Genomic DNA, 21,212 nt, shown 5'->3' on the forward strand with positions numbered 1-21,212 from the left:
CCGGCTCAGTTCAGCTCGGCCCGGACCTTGTCGCGCAGCACGTCGATTGGGACGCGCTTGCCGTCGTCGGGCAGGCACCAGAACTGCCAGCCGTTGCAGGCGGGCGCGCCCTGGACATGGGCGCCGACCTGATGGATCGAGCCTGAAAAGCCATCCGTGACCAGCGTGCCGTCCGCGCGCACCTTGGCGCGGTGGCGGCCGTTGTAGCTGACCAGCGTCGTGCCCGGCTCCAGCAGCCCGCGTTCGACCAGCCAGCCGAAGGGCACGCGCTTCTGCTCGCGCTTTTCGGTGACGCTCAGGGAATCGGGATCGCTCGGCACGACCTTCTCGATGCGCTTGCGCGCGGCCTTGGCGTACACCGCCTCGCGCTCCAGGCCGATCCAGCGGCGGCCCAGCTTCTTGGCGACGGCGCCGGTGGTGCCGCTGCCGAAGAAGGGATCCAAAACCACCTCACCCGGCTTCGTGGCCGCCAGGATGCAGCGGTGCAGCAAGGCCTCGGGCTTCTGGGTGGAGTGCACCTTGTTGCCCTCGGAATCCTTCAAGCGCTCGCCGCCCGAGCAGATCGGAATGTACCAGTCCGAGCGCATCTGGAGGTCTTCGTTGAGCGCCTTCATGGCGCGGTAGTTGAAGGTGTAGGAGGCCTCCTGGTCCTTGGAGGCCCAGATCAGCGTCTCGTGCGCGTTGGTGAAGCGCCGTCCCTTGAAGTTCGGCATGGGGTTCGACTTGCGCCAGATGACGTCGTTCAGCACCCAGTAGCCCAGGTCCTGAAGCGCCGAGCCGACACGGAAGATGTTGTGGTAGCTGCCGATCACCCAGAGAGACCCGTCCGGCTTCAAGAGCCGGCGCGCCTGACGCAGCCAGGCCCGCGTGAAGCGGTCGTACTCGGCGAAGTCGGCGAAGGAGTCCCACTCGTCCTCGACGCCATCGACCCGTGAATTGTTCGGGCGCGTCAGCTCGCCGCCCAACTGAAGGTTATAGGGAGGATCGGCGAAGATCATGTCGATGGAGCCGTCCGGCAGCCCCTTCATGATCTCGATGCAGTCGCCCTCGATGATCTCGCCCAGAGGCAACGCGCTACCGCTGCTGGCCCCTTTGGCCGCCTTCGCACCCAGCTTGCCCATGACTTCCCCTGACTCTCTACCCTGACGACTTAGCCCGTACCCTATTGCCCAGCGGGCTCTTGTTATCCGGCTATCCTTGCCAAGAGGGGAGTCGCCGTCAAGAAAAAACAGCCAAGAAGAGTCAGGAGAGTCAGTAACTTATATTAAGACTCTCACGTACAGGTCTAAAAGATCGGCGGTGCAGGGGGGTGGCTCCCAGGCGTTTCAGGGCCTCCAGATGCTCCGCCGTGCCGTAGCCGGCGTTGCGTTCCCAGCCGTAGCCGGGGTGCTCTTGGGAAAGCCGCTCCATCTCCCTGTCCCGCGCCACCTTGGCGACGATGGAAGCGCAGGCGATGGAGAGGCAGAGGCTGTCACCCTTGACCACGGCCAGCGCCTCGCAAGGCAGGGCCCGGGGCAAACGGTTGCCATCCACCAGCAGCGCGCGGGGCTGGCGCGGCAGGGCCTCAACCGCGCGGGTCATGGCCAGAAGGCTCGCCTGGAGGATGTTGATCTCGTCGATCTCCTCCGGCTCCGCGCGGCCAAGGCCGACGGGCAAGGACTTGAGCAGAATCTGAGAGAGGGTTTGGCGGCGCGCCGCGGTCAGCTTCTTGGAATCGCCGATGAGCGCCAACTGCTCGGGCGGCAGGCAGTCGGGCTCGAAGATCACCGCGGCGGCGATCACCGGCCCGGCGAGCGGACCCCGCCCGACTTCGTCGATCCCGGCGACGGGGGTGAGGCCCCGCTCCCAGAAGCCGCGTTCCTTGAGGTCGTCCGGCATGTCCGCCCTCTCGAGAGTCAGGGGGAGGCTTTGTCCTTCGCGCCCTTGCCCGCGTCCGGGGCCGAGGGCGTCGCCGCGGGTTGAGGTTTCACCCCGCCCTTGATCGCGGCGAGACGGCGCAGCAGCCTGCGGATCTCCTTGGTCTCGGCGACGAAGATGAGCCGCCCCAGTTCGCGCCCGGAGGAGACCCCGGCCAGCGTCACGCGGTGGACCCGCCGCGCCAGCACCATCCAGGCGGGCGAGAAGACAAGACTCAGGACCGTGATCGAAACGATCAGGCGGTAGGTCTCGTCGCCGACCAGGGCGAGGCCCACGGCCATGGCGCCCAGGATGAAGGCGAACTCGCCAATCTGGCCCAAGAGCGCGCCGGGGATGATCGCGTTCTCCCAGGTCTCTCCCAAAAAGCGCAGGAAGGCGATGTTGGCGGCCGTCTTGACCAGCAGCACCAGCAACACCAGCAGCAGAACGGTGATCAGGTTATCCCAAAGATAGCCGAGGTCGAGCAGCAGCCCGATGGACAGGAAGAAGACCATGACCAGCAGCGACTGAATCGGCGCGACCGATTCCTGCATGGTGTGGCTATCGCGCGAATTGCCGATCACCAGACCCGCCAGAAAGGCGCCGTAGGCCGTCGAAAAGCCGAGCAGGCCGGAGATCGCGGCGGCGGCAAAACAGAAGGTGATGCCCCCCAGCACCCGGAGGTCGGGGTTGTTCATCACCACCGCCTCGAAGGGCAGACGGATCGGCCCCCGCTTGATCAGCAGGTAGACGAGGGCGGCCATCAGCGCCAGGGCGATGATGATCTTGATCGCGATGTCCCACCCGAGGCCGCCGCCCGCGCCCAAACCCGCGATCACCAGCATCATGGGGACGACCGCAAGGTCCTGGGCGATCAGCACGCCGACCGTGATCTGGCCGGACCGCGTGCCCATGTCGCCCAGGTCTTCGAGCATCTTGATCGCCACCGCCGTCGAGGAGAGCGAGAGCACGAAGCCCAGCACCACCGAGGCCGGCGTGCTCCAACCCAGCGCCCAGCCGGTCAGGAAACCGGCGCTCATGCCGAGACCGAGTTGCAGGGCGAAGGTGCCGAAGGCGATTCGCCAGAGCTTGGCGAAGGATTCCAGCGAGAGTTCCATGCCGACGATGAAGAGCAGCAGGATCACGCCCAGTTCGGCCATGAACTGGATCATCTCGCGATTCTCCACGAGCCCGAGCGCCGAGGGGCCCATCACCAGCCCGGCGACGATGTAGCCGACGGCGGGCGGCTGTTTCCAGCGGCTCAGGAAGACTCCGCACATCAGTGCGATCATCACCAGGATCGCGAGACCCGTCAGGTGGTCGAGCGCGTTGCCGTGGTCCAGGCCGACGGCGGCCGCCGTCTCCTCGATACCCGTTTCAACGCCAAGGGATGTTTCGCCGTCGCCAGCGCCAATACTTGCCATAGCAGAATCATAGCATCCGCTTGGCGCTTGGCTAGTGCATCCGCGCTCCGTTCGGCACCTTCTTGTCCGGAGACAGCAGGACGATCGCCCCTTCCTCGTCCGAAAGACCGAGGACCAGGAACTCGCTCATGAACTTGCCGATCTGCTTGGGCGGGAAGTTGACCACGGCCACGACCTGCCTGCCCGGCAACGTTTCCGGATCGTAATGGACGGTGATCTGGGCGGAGGACTTGCGCACGCCGATCTCCCCGCCGAAATCGACCCAGAGCTTGATCGCGGGCTTGCGTGCCTCGGGATAGGGCTCCGCCTGGACAATGGTGCCAACGCGCACATCGACCTTCAGGAAATCCTCGAAAGACAGCGTCTCCTCGCTCATGGCACGGCCTCCATCCTCGCCCGGTCCGTCGTATCCGGCGGGGAGGGTGCGGCAGGAGCCGTGAGGGAGACAAGAAAAAAGCGGCCCGGCGTCTCCGCCGGACCGCTTCCCTTCAGCGTGACCGCTGCGGTTCTCAGAGCTGGGTCAAGACGTTCTCGACGGCGGTGTCGCCGAAGCTGCCGCGCTCGTCGACCGCGATCCAGGAGACCTTGCCGTCGTCGACGATCATGGCGAAGCGCTGGCAGCGCGGGCCCATGCCGGCGACCGTCAGGTCGATGTCCAGGCCCATGGCCTTGGAGAACTCGGCGGCGCCGTCGGCCAGCATCGTGACCTTGCCGTCCGCGCCCTGGTCCTTGCCCCAGGCCTTCATGACGAAGCCATCGTTCACCGACATGCAGATCACCTCGTCGACGCCCTTGGCCTTGACGTCGTCGATGTGGCTGACAAAGCCGGGCAGGTGCTTGGCCGAGCAGGTCGGGGTGAAGGCGCCGGGCAGTCCGAAGAGCACGACCTTGCGGCCCGCGAAGAGATCCGCGGTCTCGAGGTCCTCCAGGCCGTTCTCGCCCAGCTTCTTGAGGGTAACGTTGGGAATGGAATCACCGGCCTTGATCATTTTCTCGTCTCTCCTGGGTTGCTTTGCCAAAGGGGGCGGGCTCGCCCCCCCACCGTTTCGGGTCATTACATAAGATTTGCCTGGGGGAAATCCAGCGCCGTCTTTCACCGTCAGCCGCCGCGCGCCTTCTCCACGGCTTCCAGGACCGCGCTTTCGGTCAGCAGCTCGGGCAGCGCGATACCCTCGGGCGCGCCGGGGCCGTAGACCGCGTTGAAGGGAATGCCGTAGCGCCCGAAAGACTCCAGATAGGCGGCGATGGCCGGGTCCGGGTTGGTCCAGTCGGCCTTCAGCGCGGCGAGGCTCTCGCCCTCCAGAAGTTCCAGCACCGGCCCGCGCTCCAGGACCAGCGACTTGTTGACCTTGCAGGTGATGCACCAGTCGGCGGTCACGTCGACCAGCACCACCCGGCCCTCGCCCACCAGGGCTTCAAGCCTTTGCGCATCATAGGGCTGCCACAGGCCGGCGCTGCGCTCGCTGAAGACGGGCTCGGGCTTGGGCAGCGCGAAAGAGACCGCCAGAACCGCCGCCGCCAGCAGGAACCCCAGGGGCTTGGCCCGCCCGGCCAGGGGCGCGCGGTTGCGCAAGGCGGTCACGGCCGAGAGCGCCAGCAGCAGGGCCGCGATGGCGAGCGCCCCGCCCACATCGATCTGCCGCGCCAGCACGGTCAGCAGCCAGACCGCCGTTCCGGCCATCGCGAGGCCCAGGATGCGCCGCAAGGTGATCATCCAGGAACCGGGCTTGGGCAGCGCGCGGGCAAGGCCCGGCAGCAGGGCGACCAGCAGGTAGGGCAAGGCGAGCCCCAGCCCCAGCGTCAGGAAGATCAGGAGAATCTCGAACGGCCCGCGCGCGAGGGCGAAGCCGACCGCGGTCCCCAGGAAGGGCGCGGAGCAGGGCGTGGCCAGCAGCGTCGCCAGCGCGCCGGTCATGAAGTGGCCGGTCAGCCCGCGTTCCGGCGCGCCCTCCGCCGCCCGCCCGGCCCAGCCGGGCAGGGAGAACTCGAAGAGCCCGAAGAGGTTCAGCGCGAAGGCGGTCAGCAAGAGCGTCATCCCGGCCAGGAAGAGCGGTTGCTGGAACTGGATGCCCCAACCGACCGCGAGCCCGGCGCCCTTCAAGGCCAAAGCGCCCAGGGCCAGGACCAGGAAGGAGACCAGGATGCCCGCCGCCGAGGCGAGGAAACCCAAGCGCACTTCTGAACGGGCCTTGCCGCCCTGGGAAGCGACCGACAGCAGCTTGAGGGAGAGCACCGGCAGGACGCAGGGCATGATGTTCAGGATCAGCCCGCCGAGCAGCGCGAAGAACAGGATCGTGAAAAGCCCTTGGCCACCGCCCTGAACGTCAAGACCGCCAAGTCCGCCGAGATTGTCCAAGCCGCTGGGCGCCGTTTCGTAGCGGGCGAGCCAGGTCTCCTCGATGCCGCGCGGTGTTTCTGAACCCTCGCCTGCCTCCATCAGGGTCAGGCGCAGACGTTTGCCGTCGACCACGCCCTCGGCGATCGGGCTCTTGCCGATGGCGAGGCTCATCCTGGCGGTTTTTCCGCCATCGGAAAGCGTGACCTCGGGCTTCCCGAAGAAGAAGCCCGGGGGGCCCTCGACCAGCAGGTCCGGGGACTCAAAGGGCGTTTGCGAGGTAGCCACGGCTTCGAGGCGCGGGTCGTCCAGATCCCCGGCGAGCTCGAGAGAGGCGAGCGTCAGACCGGGATCGCCCGCACCCGGAAGCCGTCCCCGCCAGCCCTCGATCAGCGCCGCCTGCTCGCTCGCGCCGCCGCTGCCACCGGCGGGCAGCGACAGGCTTATCTCGCCCTCCTGCGGCACGCAGATCTCCGAACAGGTGAGGAAGTTCACCATGCCTTCCAGCCGCAGGGGCTGGCCCGGATCAGCGGGCGCCGCCGTCAAGGGCAGCACCACCTCGCCGCCATAGCCGAAGGTCTGAAGCCCGAAGAGCTCGAAGCGGTGCGGCAGCGGCCAGTGAATCTCCACCGCCTCCAGATTTTGAGAGGCATCCCACTCGACCGAGGGCGGATAGCCGGCGGAGCCTGGCGAACGCCAGTAGATCTTCCAGCCCGGCTCCATCCGGAATTGCAGGCCGAGCTGGACCTCTCCGCCCTCTCCAAGCCCGTCGCTGGCCGCGATCAGCCGCACCGCCGTCTGATCGGTGATCAGCCAGGGCCCGGCGGTCGCGCGCGCCTCGACAGCCGTCACAAGCAACAGGAAAGCTGCGGCGGCAAGCCGGATCGCGCCCATGATGTTTCGTCTTTGCCTCATTCCGGCCTTCAATAGGGGTCAGTCTTAAAGAGTTCAAGATCAGGCTTCCCATATTAGGGGGCCAAAGCAAGCCGGCCCGTCACTTTTGCGTGTTGAACGGCTTTGTGCTGGGATGATCGTGCGGCGGCGGGAGAGAGGGTAGGCCACGCCGCCATCGGATGGTTTTGAGAAGCGGGAGAGAGATGGAAAGCCCCACGGACAGCGACCTGACAGGCCAGATGCTCATCGCCATGCCGACCATGGCCGATCCGCGCTTTGAGCGCAGCCTGGTCTTCCTTTGCGCCCACAACGAGGACGGGGCCATGGGCCTGGTGGTGAACCGGGCGGTGGAGGAGATTTCCTTTGCCGAGATGCTGGAGCAGCTACAGATCGAGCAGCTCTCCCCCGCCGAGGATATTCAGGTCCAGTACGGCGGCCCGGTGGAAACCAGCCGGGGTTTCGTGCTGCATTCCGCCGACTACCTGCACGACGGCTCGCTGCAAGTGACCGAGCAGGTGGCCCTGACGGCCACGCTTCAGGTGCTGCGCGACATCGCGGAGCACCAGGGACCGCGCCACAAGATGCTGGCGCTGGGCTACGCCGGGTGGGGACCCGGACAGCTCGACACGGAAATCCAGGAGAACGCCTGGCTGACCGTCGATCCGGACGAGGAATTGCTGTTCGGCGGCGAGTTGGAGGGCAAGTGGGGCCGGGCGCTCAAGAAGTTGGGTATCGACCCTTCCATGCTGTCCGCGGCGGCCGGCCACGCCTGAGCCGTCGCTCAGCCCTCCGGCGAAACCCGCCAGACCACCGCGTTGCGCAGATCGGTGTCTTCGATCTCGCGCGTCGTCTTCACCGAATAGGCGATGACCCGCTCCAGGCCGCTGCGCGGCAGATATGTCCGCAAGGGATCGCCCATCAGGACCTCCCGCCCCTCGGCGGCCAAACCGCGCAGCCAGAGCATGAAACGCTCAGACGGGGTTTTCTCATAGCAGACGTCGCCCGCGATCACGACCTGCCAGGCCGGGTCGCTCTCGCCCACGAGGTCGCGCTCCTCAATCTCCAGTTCGACGCCGTTCAGCTCTGCGTTCAACCGGATCGCCTCGACCGCGAAGGCGTCGATCTCGTTGGCGATCACCCGTTTGGCGCCCGCCTTGGCAGCCGCGATGGCGGAGAGGCCGGAGCCGGACGCGAAGTCCAGCACGGTCTTGCCGCGCACGGCTTCCGGATGATCCAAGAGGTAGCGCGCCAGCGCCTGCCCGCCGGCCCAGGCGAAGGCCCAGAACGGCGGCGGCACGCCCTTTTCCGCCAGCGCCGCCTCGCTCGCCTCCCAAAGCGGCGTGATCTCGCTCGCCAGATGCAAGCGCAGCTCGGGCAGCAGAAACGGGCTCTCTATCGCCGTGTTGTCCTCGATGAAGCGCCGGGGATCGGCAGGCTTCACAGCAGGCCTCCCAAAAATCCCAGCCAGAGCAGCAGTCCGAAGACCTTGTTCGACTGGAAACGGGTCAGGCAGTTGCGCGGCCGGTCGCTGTTCATGGTGCCGACCTGCCAGGCGGCCTGCGCCGCCGCCGCCAGCCAGCCGAGCCAAAAGAGCGGCCCCACACCGACCGTCAGGGCCGCCGCGGCGAAGAGCGCCAGGGCCAGCCCGTAGAAACCGAAGAGCCAGGGCCGCGAGCCCTCGCCCAGGCGCAGCGCCGAGGACTTCACGCCGATCAAGAGGTCGTCGTCGCGGTCCTGATAGGCGTAGATCGTGTCGTACCCGAGCGTCCAGCAGAGGCCGCCCAGATAGAGCAGCAGGGCGGGCAGTGCGAGAGAGTCGGTCACCGCCGCCCAGCCCATCAGCGCGCCCCAGTTGAAGGTCAGCCCCAGGAAGGCCTGCGGCCAGTAGGTGACGCGCTTCATGAAGGGATATGCCGCGACCAGCGCCAGCGAGGCCACGCCCAGCCAGATCGCCGTGGGCGACAACTGCAGCAGGATCAGGAAGGAAACCGAAAGCAGCCCGATCAGGAACAGCAGCGCGTGGCGGGCGCGGATCCTGCCGCTGGCCAGCGGCCGCGTTGCGGTGCGCGCCACCTTGGCGTCGATGTCCCGGTCCCAGAGGTCGTTGACCACGCAGCCCGCCCCGCGCATCAGGACCGCGCCGAGCCCGAAGAGCAGCAGCAGCCGAAGGTCGGGAGCCCGGCCCTGATGGAGACAGGCCAGCGTGATGGCCCACCAGCCGGGCCAGAGCAGCAACCAGCTTCCGATCGGCCGATCGAAGCGCATCAGCAGCAGATAGGGGTGCCAGCTCTCCGGCGTCAGACGGAAGGCCCAGTGGTCGCGGCGCGTGTCGCTGGCGTCGGCGCGGCTCACGCCAAGATAGAGCGGACCGCTTCCGCTTGTTCCCTTCTGAAGGCTCATGCGCTAATCCTCATGGCACCAATCAATGAGCGCTGCGGCCAAGAGGTTCAAGGGCAGATGTCTGAAAGCCCGCAGGAAAAGAAGATCGCAACGCGGCTTTTCGTGGAGGAGCCGCTGACCCAGGGGGCGAAGATCGGCCTGGATCACGCCCGCGCGCACTTCCTGCGCTCGGTGCTTCGGCTCGGTCAGGACGCGCGGCTCGCGGTCTTCAATGGGCGCGACGGGGAATGGCTGGCCCGCATCGAGGGTCTGGGCAAGGGCTGGGCCTCGCTGGAGGTTCTGGAGCAACGCCGCCCGCAGATACCCGAACCCGACCTCTGGCTCGCCTTCGCGCCGATCAAGCGCGGGCGCATCGACTTCCTGGCCGAGAAGGCGGCCGAGATCGGCTGCTCGCGCCTGCTGCCGGTCATCACCCGCTTCACCGACGTCAGCCGGGTCAACACAGAACGCCTGGCCGCCAACGCCCGCGAGGCCGCCGAGCAGTGCGAGCGCCTGACCGTGCCGGAGGTGGCCGAGCCCATCAAGTTCGCGAATCTCGCCGAGACCTGGCCCGCCGAGCGGCGCTTGATCCTCTGCGCGGAGTTCGGCCCGGCGCGCCCCATCGCCGAAGCCCTGAGCGAGATCGGCGAGACGCCCGGCCCCTTGGGCGTGATGACCGGGCCTGAGGGTGGCTTCGCCCGCTCCGAGCTTGACGCGCTGGTTGAACTCCCCTTTGTTACGCCTGTGAATCTGGGCCCCCGGATTCTCAGGGCCGACACCGCCGCGCTCGCAGCGCTCGCGCTCGCCCAGGCGCTCTGCGGCGATTGGCGCGACCGGCCCGACATCAGGGTTGCGCCGGCCTCCTAGGCCGACCAATTAGTTTGAGTTCTGATTTTCCCGAGGAACCCGCCCAGCCATGTCCGCACCGCCGCAGTCGAAGGGTGAGCCCATCACGAGCAAGGCCCAGCTCGTCGAGTACCTTGAAGCGGGCTGCAAGCCCGCCGAGCAATGGCGCATCGGCACCGAGCATGAGAAGTTCGCCTACTGCCTGGAGTCCTTCCGCCGCCTGCCCTACGAGGGCGAGCGCTCGATCCGCGCCGTCCTGGAAGGCCTACGCGACTCCTTCGGTTGGACGCCCATCGAGGAGGAGGGCAAGGTCATCGCCCTCCAGAAGGACGCCTGCAACATCACGCTGGAGCCGGGCGGCCAGTTGGAGCTTTCCGGCGCGCCGCTGGAGAACCTTCACCTGACCTGCGCGGAGGTGAACGACCATCTGGATCAGGCGCGGCAGGTGGCCCAGCCGCTCAAGATCGGAATGGTCGGGCTCGGCTTCGACCCCAAGTGGAAGCGCGAGGAGATTCCCTGGATGCCCAAGGGGCGCTACGGCATCATGCAGCGCTACATGCCGACCAAGGGCAGTCTCGGCCTGGACATGATGCTGCGCACCTGCACCGTGCAGGTGAACCTGGACTTCGCCAGCGAAGCCGACATGGTGAAGAAGTTCCGAACCTCGCTGGCCCTGCAGCCCGTGGCGACGGCGCTCTTCGCCAACTCGCCCTTCACCGAGGGCAAGCCCAACGGCTTCACCTCCTACCGCAGTCATATCTGGACAGACACCGACCCGGACCGCTGCGGCATCCTGCCCTTCGTGTTCGAGGAAGGCATGGGCTTCGAGCGCTACGTCGACTACATCCTCGACGTCCCCATGTACTTCGTCTACCGGGAGGGCAAGTACCTGGACGTCGCGGGCCAGTCCTTCCGCGATTTCATGGACGCAAAGCTGCCCGGGCTGCCCGGCGAGACCCCGACCATGAGCGATTGGGCGGATCACCTGACCACGGTCTTCCCCGAGGTGCGGCTGAAGCGTTTCCTGGAGATGCGCGGCGCCGACGGCGGGCCCTGGAAGTCGCTCTGCGCCCTGCCCGCGCTCTGGGTCGGGCTGCTCTACGACAGCGCCAGCCTGGACGCGGCCTGGGACCTGGTGAAGGACTGGACCCACGAGGATCATCAGAAGCTGCGCGACGAGACGCCGCGCCTCGGCCTCCAGGCGCAGGTCGCGGGCCGGAGCCTTCAGGACATCGCGCTCGACGTGCTGAAGATCTCCAGTGCCGGACTGGCCGCGCGCGACCGCATGAGCCACTCCGGCTACGACGAGCGCCAGTATCTGGAAAGCCTGCTGCGCACGGCGGAAAGCGGCATGACGCCGGCGGAGGAGAAGCTGCGCGCCTTCGAGACCCGCTGGGGCGGCTCGGTCGACCCGCTGTTCAAGGAACACGCCTACTACTGAGCATCCGAGCCGTTACCTCCGGCTCAGTCTGCGCTTCGCCTCTTCGAGGCAAGCCTCGCGGTCCGGCGCGTAGTCCTCTGCGATCCACCAGTCTTCCAGGGCCTTCAGGGTCCGTCCCAAGGCGGGGCCGGGCTCGCACCCGAGCTCCAAGAGGTCGCGCCCCTGCAAGGGAAACCGCGGGGCGGTCCAACCGCCCAGACGCGTCAAGGCTTCCTTGAGGTCCGCGCCCTCGGCCGCCGTGCGCGCGGCGGAGAGAAGCAGGATATCCTCCAGGCTCTCCCGCCCCAGGCGGTAGGCGCCCAGACGCAGGTCTTCGCGCGAACTCTTCAAGGTGAGTGCCAGACCCGGCGCCGAGAGCGTCAGCAGACGGTCGCGTTCGGCGTTGGAGAGGCGCAGGCGCTGAGCCGTGGCGCGCAGCGCCGCCTCGTCGGCAGGCAGGAGGGCGGCGAGCCTCAGAAGGGGATCGGGCCTGGGCTCCAGCCCCAGCAAGCAAGCGAGCGCCGTCAGATCGGCCTGGGGCAGCACCCGGGCCAGCGCACCGCTGTCGCGCATGGCCGCCAGCGCGGGATAGGGATCCGCCGCCGCCAGCAGCTTCAGCATCTCGACCCGCAGGCGCTCGCCGGACAGCCCGTCGATGCCCGCCGCCTCGGCCCGGATCGCCTCCAAGGTCTCCCGGTCGGGTTCCTCCCTGCCGTAGTGCGCCTGGAAGCGGAAGAAACGCAGGATGCGCAAGTAGTCCTCACGGATGCGCGCCACGGGATCGCCGACGAAGCGCACTCGCCCCGCCGTCAGGTCAACGCGCCCCTCGAAGGGATCGTAGAGCCGCCCGTCGGGCGCCAGGGAAAGGGCGTTGAAGGTAAAGTCGCGGCGCGCGGCGTCGGCCTCCCAATCGTCGGTGAAGGCGACCTTGGCCCGCCGCCCGTCGGTCTCTATGTCCTCGCGCAGGCTGGTGATCTCGAAGGGCTGGTGCTCCGCGACCGCGGTGACGGTGCCGTGGTCGAGACCGGTCGGCACGGCCTTCAGGCCAGCAGCCTCGATCAGCTCCACGACGCGTTCGGGCCGGGCCGGGGTGGCGATGTCGATATCGCGGATCGGTCTGCTGGCCAGGGAATCGCGCACGCAGCCGCCGACGAAGCGCGCCTCGGCCCCGCCTGCGGCCAGGGCGGCCAGCACGGCCGTGACGGCGCTGCCCGTCATCCAGTCCTTCAGTTCGACGGTCTCGACCGGCTGCATCGCCGCCCTCTTTTTCGATCACGCGCCGGGATCGAGCGGATCGCCCAGAATCTCGGCCAGATTGGAGAGCATGCCCGCCGTGGCGCCCCAGATGAAGTGCTCTTGGTAGGGATAGACATAAAAGTGCCGCTCCTTACCCTGCCAGACGCGGCTGTGGAGCCGTCTGTTCTCCGGGTTCAGAAAAAAGCTCAAGGGCGCCTCGAAGACCGAAGCCACCTCGAAGCTGTCCAGCTCCAGATCGAAGGGCGGACGCACCAGACCGACGACCGGCGTCACCTCGAACCCCGTGCGGGTCAGATAGACGTCGAGGCGGCCCAAAAGCTCGATATGGCGGGGATGCAGCCCGATCTCCTCCTCGGTCTCGCGCAGGGCGCAGGCCTCTGCATGGGCGTCGCACTCCTCCAGGCGGCCGCCCGGGAAGGATATCTGGCCGGCGTGGTCGCGCAGATGGTCGGTGCGTTGGGTCAAGAGGATCGACGGTTCCTGTTCGCGCAGCACCAACGGCACCAGCACGGCGGCGGGCGTCAGGCTGCGCGCCGGATCGAAGAACTCGGGGTTGAGGTCGTGGTCGCCCCTCGGGCGCTCGGCCAGCAGGGCCTGTTCCTCGGCGCTCATGGGCGATGCGCGGCGCGCGGTCTTACGCGGCGCCTGGAGGCGCGCCAGGATGTCCTCGGCTGAGATCATCGCGCCGGCCCCAGCGGAAAGAACAGCCCGCCGCTCCAAACGCCCAGGCAATCGGGGTCCTCGTCGGCGGGTTCGGCCAGCTCGGCCAAGTCGTAGTAGACCGAGCGGGTCAAGAGCGCCTCCAGCCCGTCGCGGATCTCCACGTAAGGGCTGGGTTCGCCACTCTCCGGGTCTTCCGCGACGCGCAGCGGATGATCCGCGCCCGCCGCCGCCGTCTCATCAAGGTTGCTGCGGAAGGTCAGCGTCTGGCTCCGCCCCTCGCCCTCGCGCATCATCTCCACCGCCACGAAAGGGGCGTCCTCGACCTCGATGCGGGCCCGCTCGACGGGGGTCTTCAGAAAAAAGTCGCCGTTCTCGTCGCGCATCAGAACGCTGGCGAAAAGACGCACCAGACGCTCACGCTTGATCGGCGTTCCTTGATAATACCAAGTGCCGTCCCGCGCGATTCGCATGTCGATGTCTCCATCGAACATCAGCGGGCGAGCGCCCGCCGCAGTCTCGTTTCTCGTTCCCTCGTCCGTCATTTCCTCGTTATTCACTATCTTTTGATGGCCGGGCCTTCCCCATCGGCCACCTTTTAGCCATGTTGATATAAGTACAATATGGTGATTGAGAGACGGGCGTACAGCCACCCAAAGGCTGCCGGCCCTTCGTGAGATGGGAGGCTTCCAGCTACATGAGCATGACCGACAATCCCGAAACCGGCCCGAACGGCGCCCTGGCGGACGAAGAAGTCGCCGCGCGCGTCGAAGCCCTCGGCCAGCGCCTGCAAGAGGTTCGCGGCGCGATCGGCGAGGTGATCTTCGGCCAGGAAACAGTCATCGAGCGCACGTTGATCACGCTGATCGCCGGCGGGCACTGCCTTCTGGTCGGCGTGCCGGGATTGGCGAAGACCCGGCTCGTGGAGACTCTCGGCACGGTCTTCGGGCTGGAGGACAAGCGGGTGCAGTGCACGCCCGACCTGATGCCCGCCGACATCCTGGGGTCCGAGGTGCTGGAGGTGGACGACTCCGGCCGCCGCTCCTTCCGCTTCATCGAGGGGCCGGTCTTCTGCCAGCTTCTCATGGCCGACGAAATCAACCGCGCCAGCCCGCGCACCCAGTCGGCCCTGCTTCAGGCCATGCAGGAACACCGCGTGACGGTCAGCGGCCAGCCGCGTGAGCTGCCCACGCCCTTCCACGTGCTGGCGACCCAGAACCCTCTGGAGCAGGAAGGCACCTACCCGCTTCCCGAGGCGCAGCTCGACCGGTTCTTCATGGAGATCGACGTCGATCATCCTGACCTCGACGCCGAGCGGCGCATGCTGATCGAGACCACCGGCTCGAAGCAGACCGGCGCGCGCCAGATCATGTCCGCCGAGGAGTTGATCGAGGCGCAGGGCCTGGTGCGCCGCGTGCCGGTGGGCGACAAGGTGGTCGAGGCGATCCTCTCCATCGTGCGCTCCGGCCGGCCCGAGCACAGCGAGCTTTCGGAGATTCAGAACCAGGTGGCCTGGGGCCCCGGTCCGCGCGCCAGTCAGGCGCTGATGCTGGCGGTGCGCGCCCGCGCCGTCATTGAGGGCCGCTTTGCGCCTTCCATCGACGATGTGGTCAACCTCGCCGCCCCGGTGCTGCGCCACCGCATGGCCCTGACCTTCGCGGCCCGCGCCGAGGGCGTGACCATCGACGACGTGATCGAGCGTCTGACCGCCCCGCACGCCTGAGGCGGGCGGACCATAGAGGCGAGAGCAAGGAACGAACCGGACGGTGAGCAACCCCGCGTCCCATAGGCACCAGACCCGCGCCGCGCTGGCCCTGCGCCAGCAGGGCGAGCAGCGGGCCGCGCGGCTGCCCGCGCTGCTGCTGTCCGCGGAGCGGGTCGCCAACACCGTGGCCCAGGGCGTCCACGGGCGGCGGCGCGTCGGCCAGGGCGAGACCTTCTGGCAGTTCCGGCAGTACGAGACCGGCGACCCCCTGCAGCAGATCGACTGGCGGCAGTCGGCCAAGGGTGACCGGATCTTCGTGCGCGAGCTGGAGTGGGAGGCCGCGCAGTCGGCCTGGATCTGGGTGGATCCTTCACCCTCCATGGCCTGGCGCTCGGGCGAGGCCCTGCCGGCGAAGCTGGAACGCGCGCGGGTGATCGCCATGGCTCTGGCGATCCTGATGGTCCGCGCGGGCGAGCGGGTCGCACTGCTCGGCAGCGACCAGCCGCCGAGGAGCGGGCGCGGTGCGCTCGCCAGCCTCGCGGCCCGTCTTTCCGACCTCTCGACAAGCGATGCGCCCGACGCCGGGCTGCCGCCGCTGCGCCACCTGCCGCGCCACGCCCAACTGATCCTGGTGAGCGATTTCCTGGAGGACCCGGCAGCGCTGGAGGCTCGGCTGCGCCACTTCCTGACCGCCGGGCTGCGCGGCCATCTTGTGCAGGTCCTGGACCCGGCCGAACTCGCCCTGCCCTACAAGGGCCGTTTGCGCTTCGACGGGCTTGAGGGCGAGGAAAGCTGGCTGCTCTCGCGGGTCGAATCCGTGCGCGACGACTATCTCGACCGGGTCGAGCGCCTGCAGGCGGCGTTGCGCGACTTCGCCGCCTCGGTCGGCTGGGGCTACAGCCTCCACATCACGGAGCGCCCAGCCGAGCCGACCCTGCTCGCCCTGCATCAGGCGCTTTCCGTCACAGCGCTGGAGAACCGCTGATGCTGGATCTGGGCCTTATCGCCTTCGCCCAGCCGGCGCTGCTCTTTGCGCTGATCGCGCTGCCGGCCCTGTGGCTCTTGTTGAGGCTGACGCCGCCCGCGCCCAAGAGCCAAAGCTTCCCCGCGCTTCGGCTTCTCTTCGGCCTGCATCCGCGAGAGGAGACACCGGCGCGCACGCCCTGGTGGATCCTGCTCTTGCGCCTTGCCATCGCCGCCTTGTTGATCCTGGCTTCCGCGCAGCCGCTGCTCAATCCCACGGCGCGCATGTCGGGCAGCGGTCCGCTGGTGCTGGTGATCGACGACGGCTGGGCCGCCGCCCCGCGCTGGCAGGACCGGCAGGAGGCCTGGGGCGCGCTGCTCGAACAGGCCGAGCGGCAGAATCGCGCCGTGGTGCTGGCGTCCACTGCGCCCGCGCAGGATGGCGCAGCACCCTTCTTCTCCGATCTGCTGTCGCCCGGTGAGGCGGCCGAGCGCCTCGCCACGCTGGAGCCCAAGCCCTGGCCCAGCGAGCGCGGCGCGCTGGTGACGGCGGCGCGCAACCTTAGCCTTGAAGGCTCTGCGCAGGTGGTCTGGCTCTCCGACGGCCTCGCCCATCCCGCCGACGAGGAGTTGGCCAGGACGCTCCAGCGGCTTGGCTCGCTCACCGTGCTGAGCCACGCGCCGGGCGGGCTCGCCAAGCTGCTTCTGCCGCCCGAGCGCGGCAGTGCGGAGCTTTCAACGGAGTTGCGCCGCGCCGAGAGCGAACTGCCCGAGATCGTGGCGGTCGACGCCTTCGCGGAGGACGGGCGCTTCCTCGGCCGCGCGGAAGCCCGCTTCGAACCCGGCGCCACGGAGGCGCAAGCCCGCTTCAACCTGCCGCTTGAGCTGCGCAACGAAGCGGTCCGTCTGGCCGTCTCCGGCGCGGGCGGCGGCGGAGCGGGTGCGGTGGCGCTGCTCGACGACCGCTGGCGGCGGCGGCCCGTGGGACTCTACGCAGCCGACGGCGTCGAAGCCGAGCGTCCCCTGCTGGGCGAGCTCTTCTTCCTGGAACGGGCGCTCGCGCCCTTCACCGAGCTGCGGCGCGGTTCCATCCAGGACCTGCTGTCGCGCGACCTCTCCGTTCTGGTGTTGGCCGACGTGGGCCGCCTGACCCCCGATGAGCGCCAGCGGATCGAGGACTGGATGGAGCGCGGCGGCCTGCTTCTGCGCTTCGCCGGGCCGCGGCTGACCGCGGCGGTGCCGCCGCCGGGCAGCCAGGAGGATCCGCTCCTGCTTCCCGTGCGCCTGCGTCAAGGCGACCGGGTGCTGACCGGCAGCCTTTCCTGGGACCAGGACAGCGGTCTTGCGCCCTTCGCCCCGGACTCGCCCTTGGCGAGGGCTGGAACGTCCTGATCCATACCTCGGCAAACCGTGACTGGGGCACCCTGCCGATCTCCGGGCTCTTCGTGGAGATGCTGCGCCGCCTGATCGATCTCAGCGAGGGCGTCGGCGCGCAAGGCGACGAAGGGGCCAGCCTGCCGCCCCTGCAACTGCTGGACGGCTACGGTCGCCTGACGCCGGCCTGGCCGGAAGCGACCGCCATCTCGAGTCTCGAGGGCGAGGCGCCGCAACTGCCGAACCCCGCCACCCCTGCCGGCATCTACGGGGATTCCCAGCAGCGCCGCGCGCTCAATCTCGCGCCTGCTCTCGACACTTTGCAGCCCCTTTCCAACCTGCCCTCGGGCGTCGCCCTCACCGGTTACGAGGCCAGCCGGGAGCGGGACCTGATGCCCTGGCTTCTCGCCGCGGCCTTGCTGCTCGCGTCCCTCGACCTGCTGGTGGCGCTCTGGCTGCGCGGCCTGCTGCGCGGCTTCAGACCGGCGGCCCAGGCAGCGGCTTTGGGCCTCGCCCTGTTGCCGCTGACCGCGCTGGCGCCGCTGAACGCGCTGGCGCAGAACCTGCCGCCGGAGGACCCGCAAGCCTTTGCTTTGCAAGCGACGACCGACACGCGGCTCGCCTACGTCCTGACCGGCGTTCCCGCGGTGGACCGCGTCAGCCACGCGGGTTTGACCGGACTGTCGGAGATCTTGGTGGCGCGCACCTCCATCGAAGCCGCGGAGCCCTTTGGCGTGACGCCGGGGCGCGACGAGCTGGCTTTCTTCCCGCTGCTCTACTGGCCGGTCACAGCGCAGCAAAGGCCGCTCGACAGTCTCGCCCAGCAGGCGGTCAGCGACTATTTGAGGAACGGCGGCACCATCGTCTTCGACCTGCGCGAAGAGCGCGCGGGCCAGGGATTCGGCGGTCTCGTCTCTCCCGGAGAGGCCTCGCTCAGGCGTCTGACCGCCGGGCTGGAGATTCCGCCGCTGGGTCAGATCGGGCCGGATCACGTCATGACCAAGGCCTTCTACCTGCTGCAGGACTTCCCCGGCCGCTTCACCTCGCCTTCGCTCTGGGTCGAAACGGTGGGCGATGACCAGAACGACGGCGTCGCCTCGGTGATCGTGACCTCCAACGACTGGGCCGGCGCCTGGGCCATCGATTCCGCGGGGCGGCCGCTCTTTCCCATGGTCGGCGGCAACACCCAGCGCGAGATGTCCTTCCGCGTCGGCATCAACCTCGTGATGTACGCCATGACGGGCAACTACAAGGCCGATCAAGTGCACATTCCCTACATCCTGGAAAGGCTCGGGCAATGAGGGGGGTTCGAGCATGACCGGAAGCGCCGTCAGCATCGCCTTTTCGCCGCTCCTGCCGATCCCGGTCCTGATCGCGCTTGCGGTGGTCTGCCTCGGCGTGGCTGCGCTCGGCCTGCTGCGGTCTGCGCGCGGGGGCTGGCTGCGCCTGCTCTTCGTGCTGATCGGCCTGGGCGCGCTCGCCAACCCGGCCCTGGTGAGCGAGGAGCGCGAGAGCCTGCCCAACGTGGTCCTGATGATGCTCGACCGCAGCGCCAGCCAGACCATTGAGGAGCGCCCGGAACAGATCGCCGAACTGGAGCGCTACCTGGAAAGCGAGTTCGCCAACTTCGAGAACCTGGAGGTGCGGCGCGTCCCCTTCGGAGAGGAAGGCCAGCTTCGCCGCGAAGGCTCCAACCTCGAACGTCCGCTGCGCCGGGCGCTGGCCGAGATTCCCGAAGGACAGCTGGCCGCCGTCCTGCTGGTCAGTGACGGACAGATTCACGATCTCGGCCAGGAGCTGGACGGCGGGACGGACTTGCAAGCGCTGGGCTTCGACGCCCCGCTCCATCTGCTGCTGACCGGCCGGCCGCAGGAAAGCGACCGCCGCCTCACCGTGACCCAGGCCCCCGCCTACGGGCTGATCGGCAAGCCGCTCAGCCTGACGGTGCGGGTCGACGATCTGGGTGGCCCGCCGCCCGGCAGCGGGCTGGACGGGCAGGCGCGCCTGGTGCTGCGCCAGCCGGGCAAGCCGGAGACCAGTCTGCTGGTGCCGATCGGCGAGGAGAGCGAGATCACCTTCGAGCTCGACCGGCGCGGGCGCAGCGTCCTGGACCTGGAGGTCGAGCCCGGGCCCGGCGAACTCTCCCTGGTCAACAACCGCGCGGCGGTGGAGGTGCGCGGCGTGCGCGAGCGGCTGCGCGTACTCTTGGTGTCCGGCGAGCCGCACTCGGGCGAGCGGGCCTGGCGCAACCTGCTGAAATCCGATCCCTCCATCGATCTGGTGCATTTCACCATTCTCCGCCCGCCCGAAAAGCAGGATGGAACGCCGATCCGCGAACTCTCGCTGATCGCCTTTCCGACCCGCGAGCTCTTCGAGGTGAAGCTGGAGGAGTTCGACCTCATCATCTTCGACCGCTACCGCCGCCGTGGGGTGCTGCCGCAGCTCTACCTCGGCAACGTGGCGCGCTTCGTGCGCGAGGGCGGCGCCCTGCTGGAGGCGGCGGGTCCCGCCTTCGCCTCGCCCCTCTCGCTCTACCGCACGCCGCTTGGCCTGGTGCTGCCCGGCGAGCCCAGCGGCAGGGTGATCGAAGGCCCCTACAAGCCGGCCCTGACCGGTGTCGGCCGGCGCCACCCGGTGACGGCGGGCCTGGACGGCGACGCCGCGGATCCCGCCTGGGGTCGCTGGTTCCGCCAGATCGATGTGGAGGCGCGGCGCGGCGAGGTGCTGATGACCGGGAACAACGGCAAGCCCCTGCTGCTGCTCGACCGTGTCGGCGAAGGCCGCGTGGCGCAGTTGGCGAGCGACCACCTCTGGCTCTGGGCGCGCGGTTACGACGGCGGCGGACCACAGGCCGAACTGACGCGGCGGATCGCCCACTGGCTGATGAAGGAACCGGCGCTGGAGGAGGAAGACCTGCGCGCCGAGGTCAAGGGCGAGGAACTGGTGATCGAAAGACGGTCCCTGTCGCCCGAAGAGCGGCAGGTGACCGTAACACGTCCCGATGGTCAGGAGATCACCTTTGCGATGGCGCCGGACGAGAGCGGGCGCATGCGCGCCAGCCTGCCGGTCTCCCAGACCGGTCTCTACCGTGTCTTCGATGGAGAGATGACGGCGCTCGCGACAGCGGGCTCGCTCAATCCGCTTGAGTATCAGGACCTGCGTTCGACGCCCGAGCGTCTGGCGCCCTGGGTCGAGGCGAGCGGCGGGCTGAGCGCGCGGGTCTCCGAGCGGGACTGGCCGGACCTGCGCGAGGTGCGGCCGGGCCGCGACCGGGCGGGGCGGAACTGGATGGGCCTGATCGACCGGGGCGCCTACCGCGTCACGGGGGTGAAGCGGACCTCTCTGCTGCCCGGCCTCGCGCTGCTGCTGCTCACGCTGGGGGCGCTGAGCTTCGCCTGGCAGCGCGAGGGGCGCTGACCGCCGCAGTCCCGTCAGCCTTCCCGATCATGCCGGAGACGCCGGAGAGCGCGCCCGGGGTCAGCTCGAACACCTGGAAGCGTTCCGGTTCGACCGGACCGGGCAGGCGCAGCCGCCGCGCCACGGCGTTCTCGAAGCCATAGGGGCCGTAGTAGGCCGGGTCGCCCACCAAAACGCAGATGTGGTGTCCCAGGTGCTTCGCCTCGGCGAGGCCGTGGCGCAACAGGGCGCGCCCGATCCCCTTGCCCTGAAGCGAGGGCTCCACGGCGATGGGGCCGAAAAGGATCGCGGGCGTGGCGGTCTTGCCGATCACGATGGGCCAGAAGCGCAAGGTCCCCAGAAGCTGGCCGTCTTCGTCCACGGCGACGTGACTGAGGCCCTCCAGGGGCTCGACCCCCTGGCGCAGGCGGTAGACCGTCTTCTGGTGGCGGTCCGGCCCGAAGGTCCGGTCCAGGAGGGTTTCGATCTTCTTCGCATCGCCGTCGCGCTGCGGCAGGATTTCGTATGACATTCTTCCAGGACTCCAAGAAGTCAGGCGCTGGTGGCTGTCAGCGCCCTTTTGCGGTTTCGCGCCGCGTTGGCTGTCCTTGGAAGCTGTCATCTGGTCCCCTGTTCGCGGTCGAGCGGTCTGGCGGTCTCGAC

General features: G+C 68.4%; 20 protein-coding genes. 8 read left to right on the top strand and 12 right to left on the bottom strand.

Annotated elements, in window-relative coordinates; translation table 11 throughout:
* Positions 1-5: 5 nt before the first annotated feature.
* The 6 genes from P8X75_07560 to P8X75_07585 all read right to left on the bottom strand — a co-directional run bounded on the left by P8X75_07560 (position 6) and on the right by P8X75_07585 (position 6,570).
* Entirely contained in the window at positions 6-1,121 is a 1,116-nt protein-coding gene (locus tag P8X75_07560) for a site-specific DNA-methyltransferase (GenBank protein ID MEJ1995059.1), read from the bottom strand.
* A gap of 130 nt (positions 1,122-1,251) precedes the next feature.
* Entirely contained in the window at positions 1,252-1,878 is a 627-nt protein-coding gene (locus P8X75_07565) for a ribonuclease HII (protein MEJ1995060.1), read from the bottom strand.
* Between the two features lie 17 nt (positions 1,879-1,895).
* A complete protein-coding gene (locus tag P8X75_07570) occupies positions 1,896-3,320 on the bottom strand; it encodes a cation:proton antiporter (GenBank protein MEJ1995061.1) in 1,425 nt (474 codons plus the stop codon).
* Between the two features lie 31 nt (positions 3,321-3,351).
* Positions 3,352-3,696: a tRNA-binding protein gene (locus P8X75_07575; protein ID MEJ1995062.1), complete on the bottom strand. Its 345-nt coding sequence runs from the start codon at positions 3,694-3,696 to the stop codon at positions 3,352-3,354.
* 133 nt (positions 3,697-3,829) lie between these two features.
* Positions 3,830-4,309 (bottom strand): peroxiredoxin, encoded by a 480-nt coding sequence (locus P8X75_07580; protein MEJ1995063.1) that lies wholly within the window; start codon positions 4,307-4,309, stop codon positions 3,830-3,832.
* A gap of 110 nt (positions 4,310-4,419) precedes the next feature.
* On the bottom strand, positions 4,420-6,570 hold the full coding sequence (locus tag P8X75_07585; GenBank protein ID MEJ1995064.1) for a protein-disulfide reductase DsbD family protein: 2,151 nt from the start codon (positions 6,568-6,570) through the stop codon (positions 4,420-4,422).
* Between the two features lie 182 nt (positions 6,571-6,752).
* Between P8X75_07585 and P8X75_07590 the strand changes: the two genes are divergently transcribed.
* Positions 6,753-7,322 carry a YqgE/AlgH family protein gene (locus tag P8X75_07590; GenBank protein ID MEJ1995065.1) on the top strand — a complete coding sequence of 190 codons (570 nt, stop codon included), beginning with the start codon at positions 6,753-6,755 and terminating at the stop codon, positions 7,320-7,322.
* An 8-nt stretch (positions 7,323-7,330) separates the two neighbouring features.
* Here P8X75_07590 and P8X75_07595 read toward each other — a convergent pair whose 3' ends face one another.
* Together P8X75_07595 and ubiA are read right to left on the bottom strand one after the other, a co-directional pair.
* Positions 7,331-7,990, bottom strand: coding sequence for a 50S ribosomal protein L11 methyltransferase (locus tag P8X75_07595; protein MEJ1995066.1), 660 nt, complete (start codon positions 7,988-7,990; stop codon positions 7,331-7,333).
* The gene (gene ubiA, locus P8X75_07600; protein ID MEJ1995067.1) at positions 7,987-8,949 is read right to left on the bottom strand and encodes a 4-hydroxybenzoate octaprenyltransferase; all 963 of its coding nucleotides are present in this window, start codon (positions 8,947-8,949) and stop codon (positions 7,987-7,989) included. The genes P8X75_07595 and ubiA overlap by 4 nt, the downstream gene beginning before the upstream one ends.
* A gap of 57 nt (positions 8,950-9,006) precedes the next feature.
* Here ubiA and P8X75_07605 point away from each other — a divergent pair, with 57 nt between their 5' ends.
* On the top strand, positions 9,007-9,795 hold the full coding sequence (locus tag P8X75_07605) for a 16S rRNA (uracil(1498)-N(3))-methyltransferase (protein ID MEJ1995068.1): 789 nt from the start codon (positions 9,007-9,009) through the stop codon (positions 9,793-9,795).
* Between the two features lie 49 nt (positions 9,796-9,844).
* A complete protein-coding gene (locus tag P8X75_07610) occupies positions 9,845-11,215 on the top strand; it encodes a glutamate--cysteine ligase (protein ID MEJ1995069.1) in 1,371 nt (456 codons plus the stop codon).
* A 12-nt stretch (positions 11,216-11,227) separates the two neighbouring features.
* Here P8X75_07610 and P8X75_07615 read toward each other — a convergent pair whose 3' ends face one another.
* The 3 genes from P8X75_07615 to P8X75_07625 are packed head-to-tail and all read right to left on the bottom strand — an operon-like array spanning position 11,228 to position 13,656.
* Positions 11,228-12,448 carry a CCA tRNA nucleotidyltransferase gene (locus P8X75_07615; protein MEJ1995070.1) on the bottom strand — a complete coding sequence of 407 codons (1,221 nt, stop codon included), beginning with the start codon at positions 12,446-12,448 and terminating at the stop codon, positions 11,228-11,230.
* An 18-nt stretch (positions 12,449-12,466) separates the two neighbouring features.
* Positions 12,467-13,132 (bottom strand): CoA pyrophosphatase, encoded by a 666-nt coding sequence (locus P8X75_07620; GenBank protein MEJ1995071.1) that lies wholly within the window; start codon positions 13,130-13,132, stop codon positions 12,467-12,469.
* Positions 13,129-13,656, bottom strand: a complete 528-nt coding sequence (locus tag P8X75_07625) for a DUF1285 domain-containing protein (protein ID MEJ1995072.1) — start codon at positions 13,654-13,656, stop codon at positions 13,129-13,131. Before P8X75_07625 ends, P8X75_07620 begins: the two co-directional genes overlap by 4 nt.
* Positions 13,657-13,808: 152 nt before the next feature.
* Here P8X75_07625 and P8X75_07630 point away from each other — a divergent pair, with 152 nt between their 5' ends.
* From P8X75_07630 to P8X75_07650, 5 genes are read left to right on the top strand one after another with little or no spacing between them, the layout of a single operon-like run.
* The gene (locus P8X75_07630; GenBank protein ID MEJ1995073.1) at positions 13,809-14,834 is read left to right on the top strand and encodes a MoxR family ATPase; all 1,026 of its coding nucleotides are present in this window, start codon (positions 13,809-13,811) and stop codon (positions 14,832-14,834) included.
* 43 nt (positions 14,835-14,877) lie between these two features.
* A complete protein-coding gene (locus tag P8X75_07635) occupies positions 14,878-15,801 on the top strand; it encodes a DUF58 domain-containing protein (GenBank protein MEJ1995074.1) in 924 nt (307 codons plus the stop codon).
* Entirely contained in the window at positions 15,801-17,171 is a 1,371-nt protein-coding gene (locus tag P8X75_07640) for a BatA domain-containing protein (protein MEJ1995075.1), read from the top strand. The genes P8X75_07635 and P8X75_07640 overlap by 1 nt, the downstream gene beginning before the upstream one ends.
* A 59-nt stretch (positions 17,172-17,230) precedes the next feature.
* The gene (locus P8X75_07645) at positions 17,231-18,454 is read left to right on the top strand and encodes a DUF4159 domain-containing protein (GenBank protein MEJ1995076.1); all 1,224 of its coding nucleotides are present in this window, start codon (positions 17,231-17,233) and stop codon (positions 18,452-18,454) included.
* 13 nt (positions 18,455-18,467) lie between these two features.
* Complete coding sequence (locus P8X75_07650) at positions 18,468-20,570, top strand: hypothetical protein (GenBank protein ID MEJ1995077.1); 2,103 nt, start codon at positions 18,468-18,470, stop codon at positions 20,568-20,570.
* Here P8X75_07650 and P8X75_07655 read toward each other — a convergent pair.
* The gene (locus P8X75_07655) at positions 20,524-21,081 is read right to left on the bottom strand and encodes an N-acetyltransferase (protein MEJ1995078.1); all 558 of its coding nucleotides are present in this window, start codon (positions 21,079-21,081) and stop codon (positions 20,524-20,526) included. The two genes, P8X75_07650 and P8X75_07655, sit on opposite strands and share 47 nt — an antisense overlap.
* Positions 21,082-21,212: the final 131 nt, after the last annotated feature.

It is taken from the genome of Limibacillus sp. (assembly GCA_037379885.1).
In the GTDB taxonomy this organism is placed as follows: domain Bacteria; phylum Pseudomonadota; class Alphaproteobacteria; order Kiloniellales; family CECT-8803; genus JARRJC01.

Excerpts from the sequence above, each read along its gene's own strand:
- P8X75_07560 (MEJ1995059.1), bottom strand. The coding sequence starts at position 1,121 with ATGGGCAAGCTGGGTGCGAAGGCGGCCAAAGGGGCCAGCAGCGGTAGC.
- P8X75_07565 (MEJ1995060.1), bottom strand. The coding sequence starts at position 1,878 with ATGCCGGACGACCTCAAGGAACGCGGCTTCTGGGAGCGGGGCCTCACC.
- P8X75_07570 (MEJ1995061.1), bottom strand. The coding sequence starts at position 3,320 with ATGGCAAGTATTGGCGCTGGCGACGGCGAAACATCCCTTGGCGTTGAA.
- P8X75_07575 (MEJ1995062.1), bottom strand. The coding sequence starts at position 3,696 with ATGAGCGAGGAGACGCTGTCTTTCGAGGATTTCCTGAAGGTCGATGTG.
- P8X75_07580 (MEJ1995063.1), bottom strand. The coding sequence starts at position 4,309 with ATGATCAAGGCCGGTGATTCCATTCCCAACGTTACCCTCAAGAAGCTG.
- P8X75_07585 (MEJ1995064.1), bottom strand. The coding sequence starts at position 6,570 with ATGAGGCAAAGACGAAACATCATGGGCGCGATCCGGCTTGCCGCCGCA.
- P8X75_07590 (MEJ1995065.1), top strand. The coding sequence starts at position 6,753 with ATGGAAAGCCCCACGGACAGCGACCTGACAGGCCAGATGCTCATCGCC.
- ubiA (MEJ1995067.1), bottom strand. The coding sequence starts at position 8,949 with ATGAGCCTTCAGAAGGGAACAAGCGGAAGCGGTCCGCTCTATCTTGGC.
- P8X75_07605 (MEJ1995068.1), top strand. The coding sequence starts at position 9,007 with ATGTCTGAAAGCCCGCAGGAAAAGAAGATCGCAACGCGGCTTTTCGTG.
- P8X75_07610 (MEJ1995069.1), top strand. The coding sequence starts at position 9,845 with ATGTCCGCACCGCCGCAGTCGAAGGGTGAGCCCATCACGAGCAAGGCC.
- P8X75_07615 (MEJ1995070.1), bottom strand. The coding sequence starts at position 12,448 with ATGCAGCCGGTCGAGACCGTCGAACTGAAGGACTGGATGACGGGCAGC.
- P8X75_07620 (MEJ1995071.1), bottom strand. The coding sequence starts at position 13,132 with ATGATCTCAGCCGAGGACATCCTGGCGCGCCTCCAGGCGCCGCGTAAG.
- P8X75_07625 (MEJ1995072.1), bottom strand. The coding sequence starts at position 13,656 with ATGACGGACGAGGGAACGAGAAACGAGACTGCGGCGGGCGCTCGCCCG.
- P8X75_07630 (MEJ1995073.1), top strand. The coding sequence starts at position 13,809 with ATGAGCATGACCGACAATCCCGAAACCGGCCCGAACGGCGCCCTGGCG.
- P8X75_07640 (MEJ1995075.1), top strand. The coding sequence starts at position 15,801 with ATGCTGGATCTGGGCCTTATCGCCTTCGCCCAGCCGGCGCTGCTCTTT.
- P8X75_07645 (MEJ1995076.1), top strand. The coding sequence starts at position 17,231 with ATGCTGCGCCGCCTGATCGATCTCAGCGAGGGCGTCGGCGCGCAAGGC.
- P8X75_07650 (MEJ1995077.1), top strand. The coding sequence starts at position 18,468 with ATGACCGGAAGCGCCGTCAGCATCGCCTTTTCGCCGCTCCTGCCGATC.
- P8X75_07655 (MEJ1995078.1), bottom strand. The coding sequence starts at position 21,081 with ATGTCATACGAAATCCTGCCGCAGCGCGACGGCGATGCGAAGAAGATC.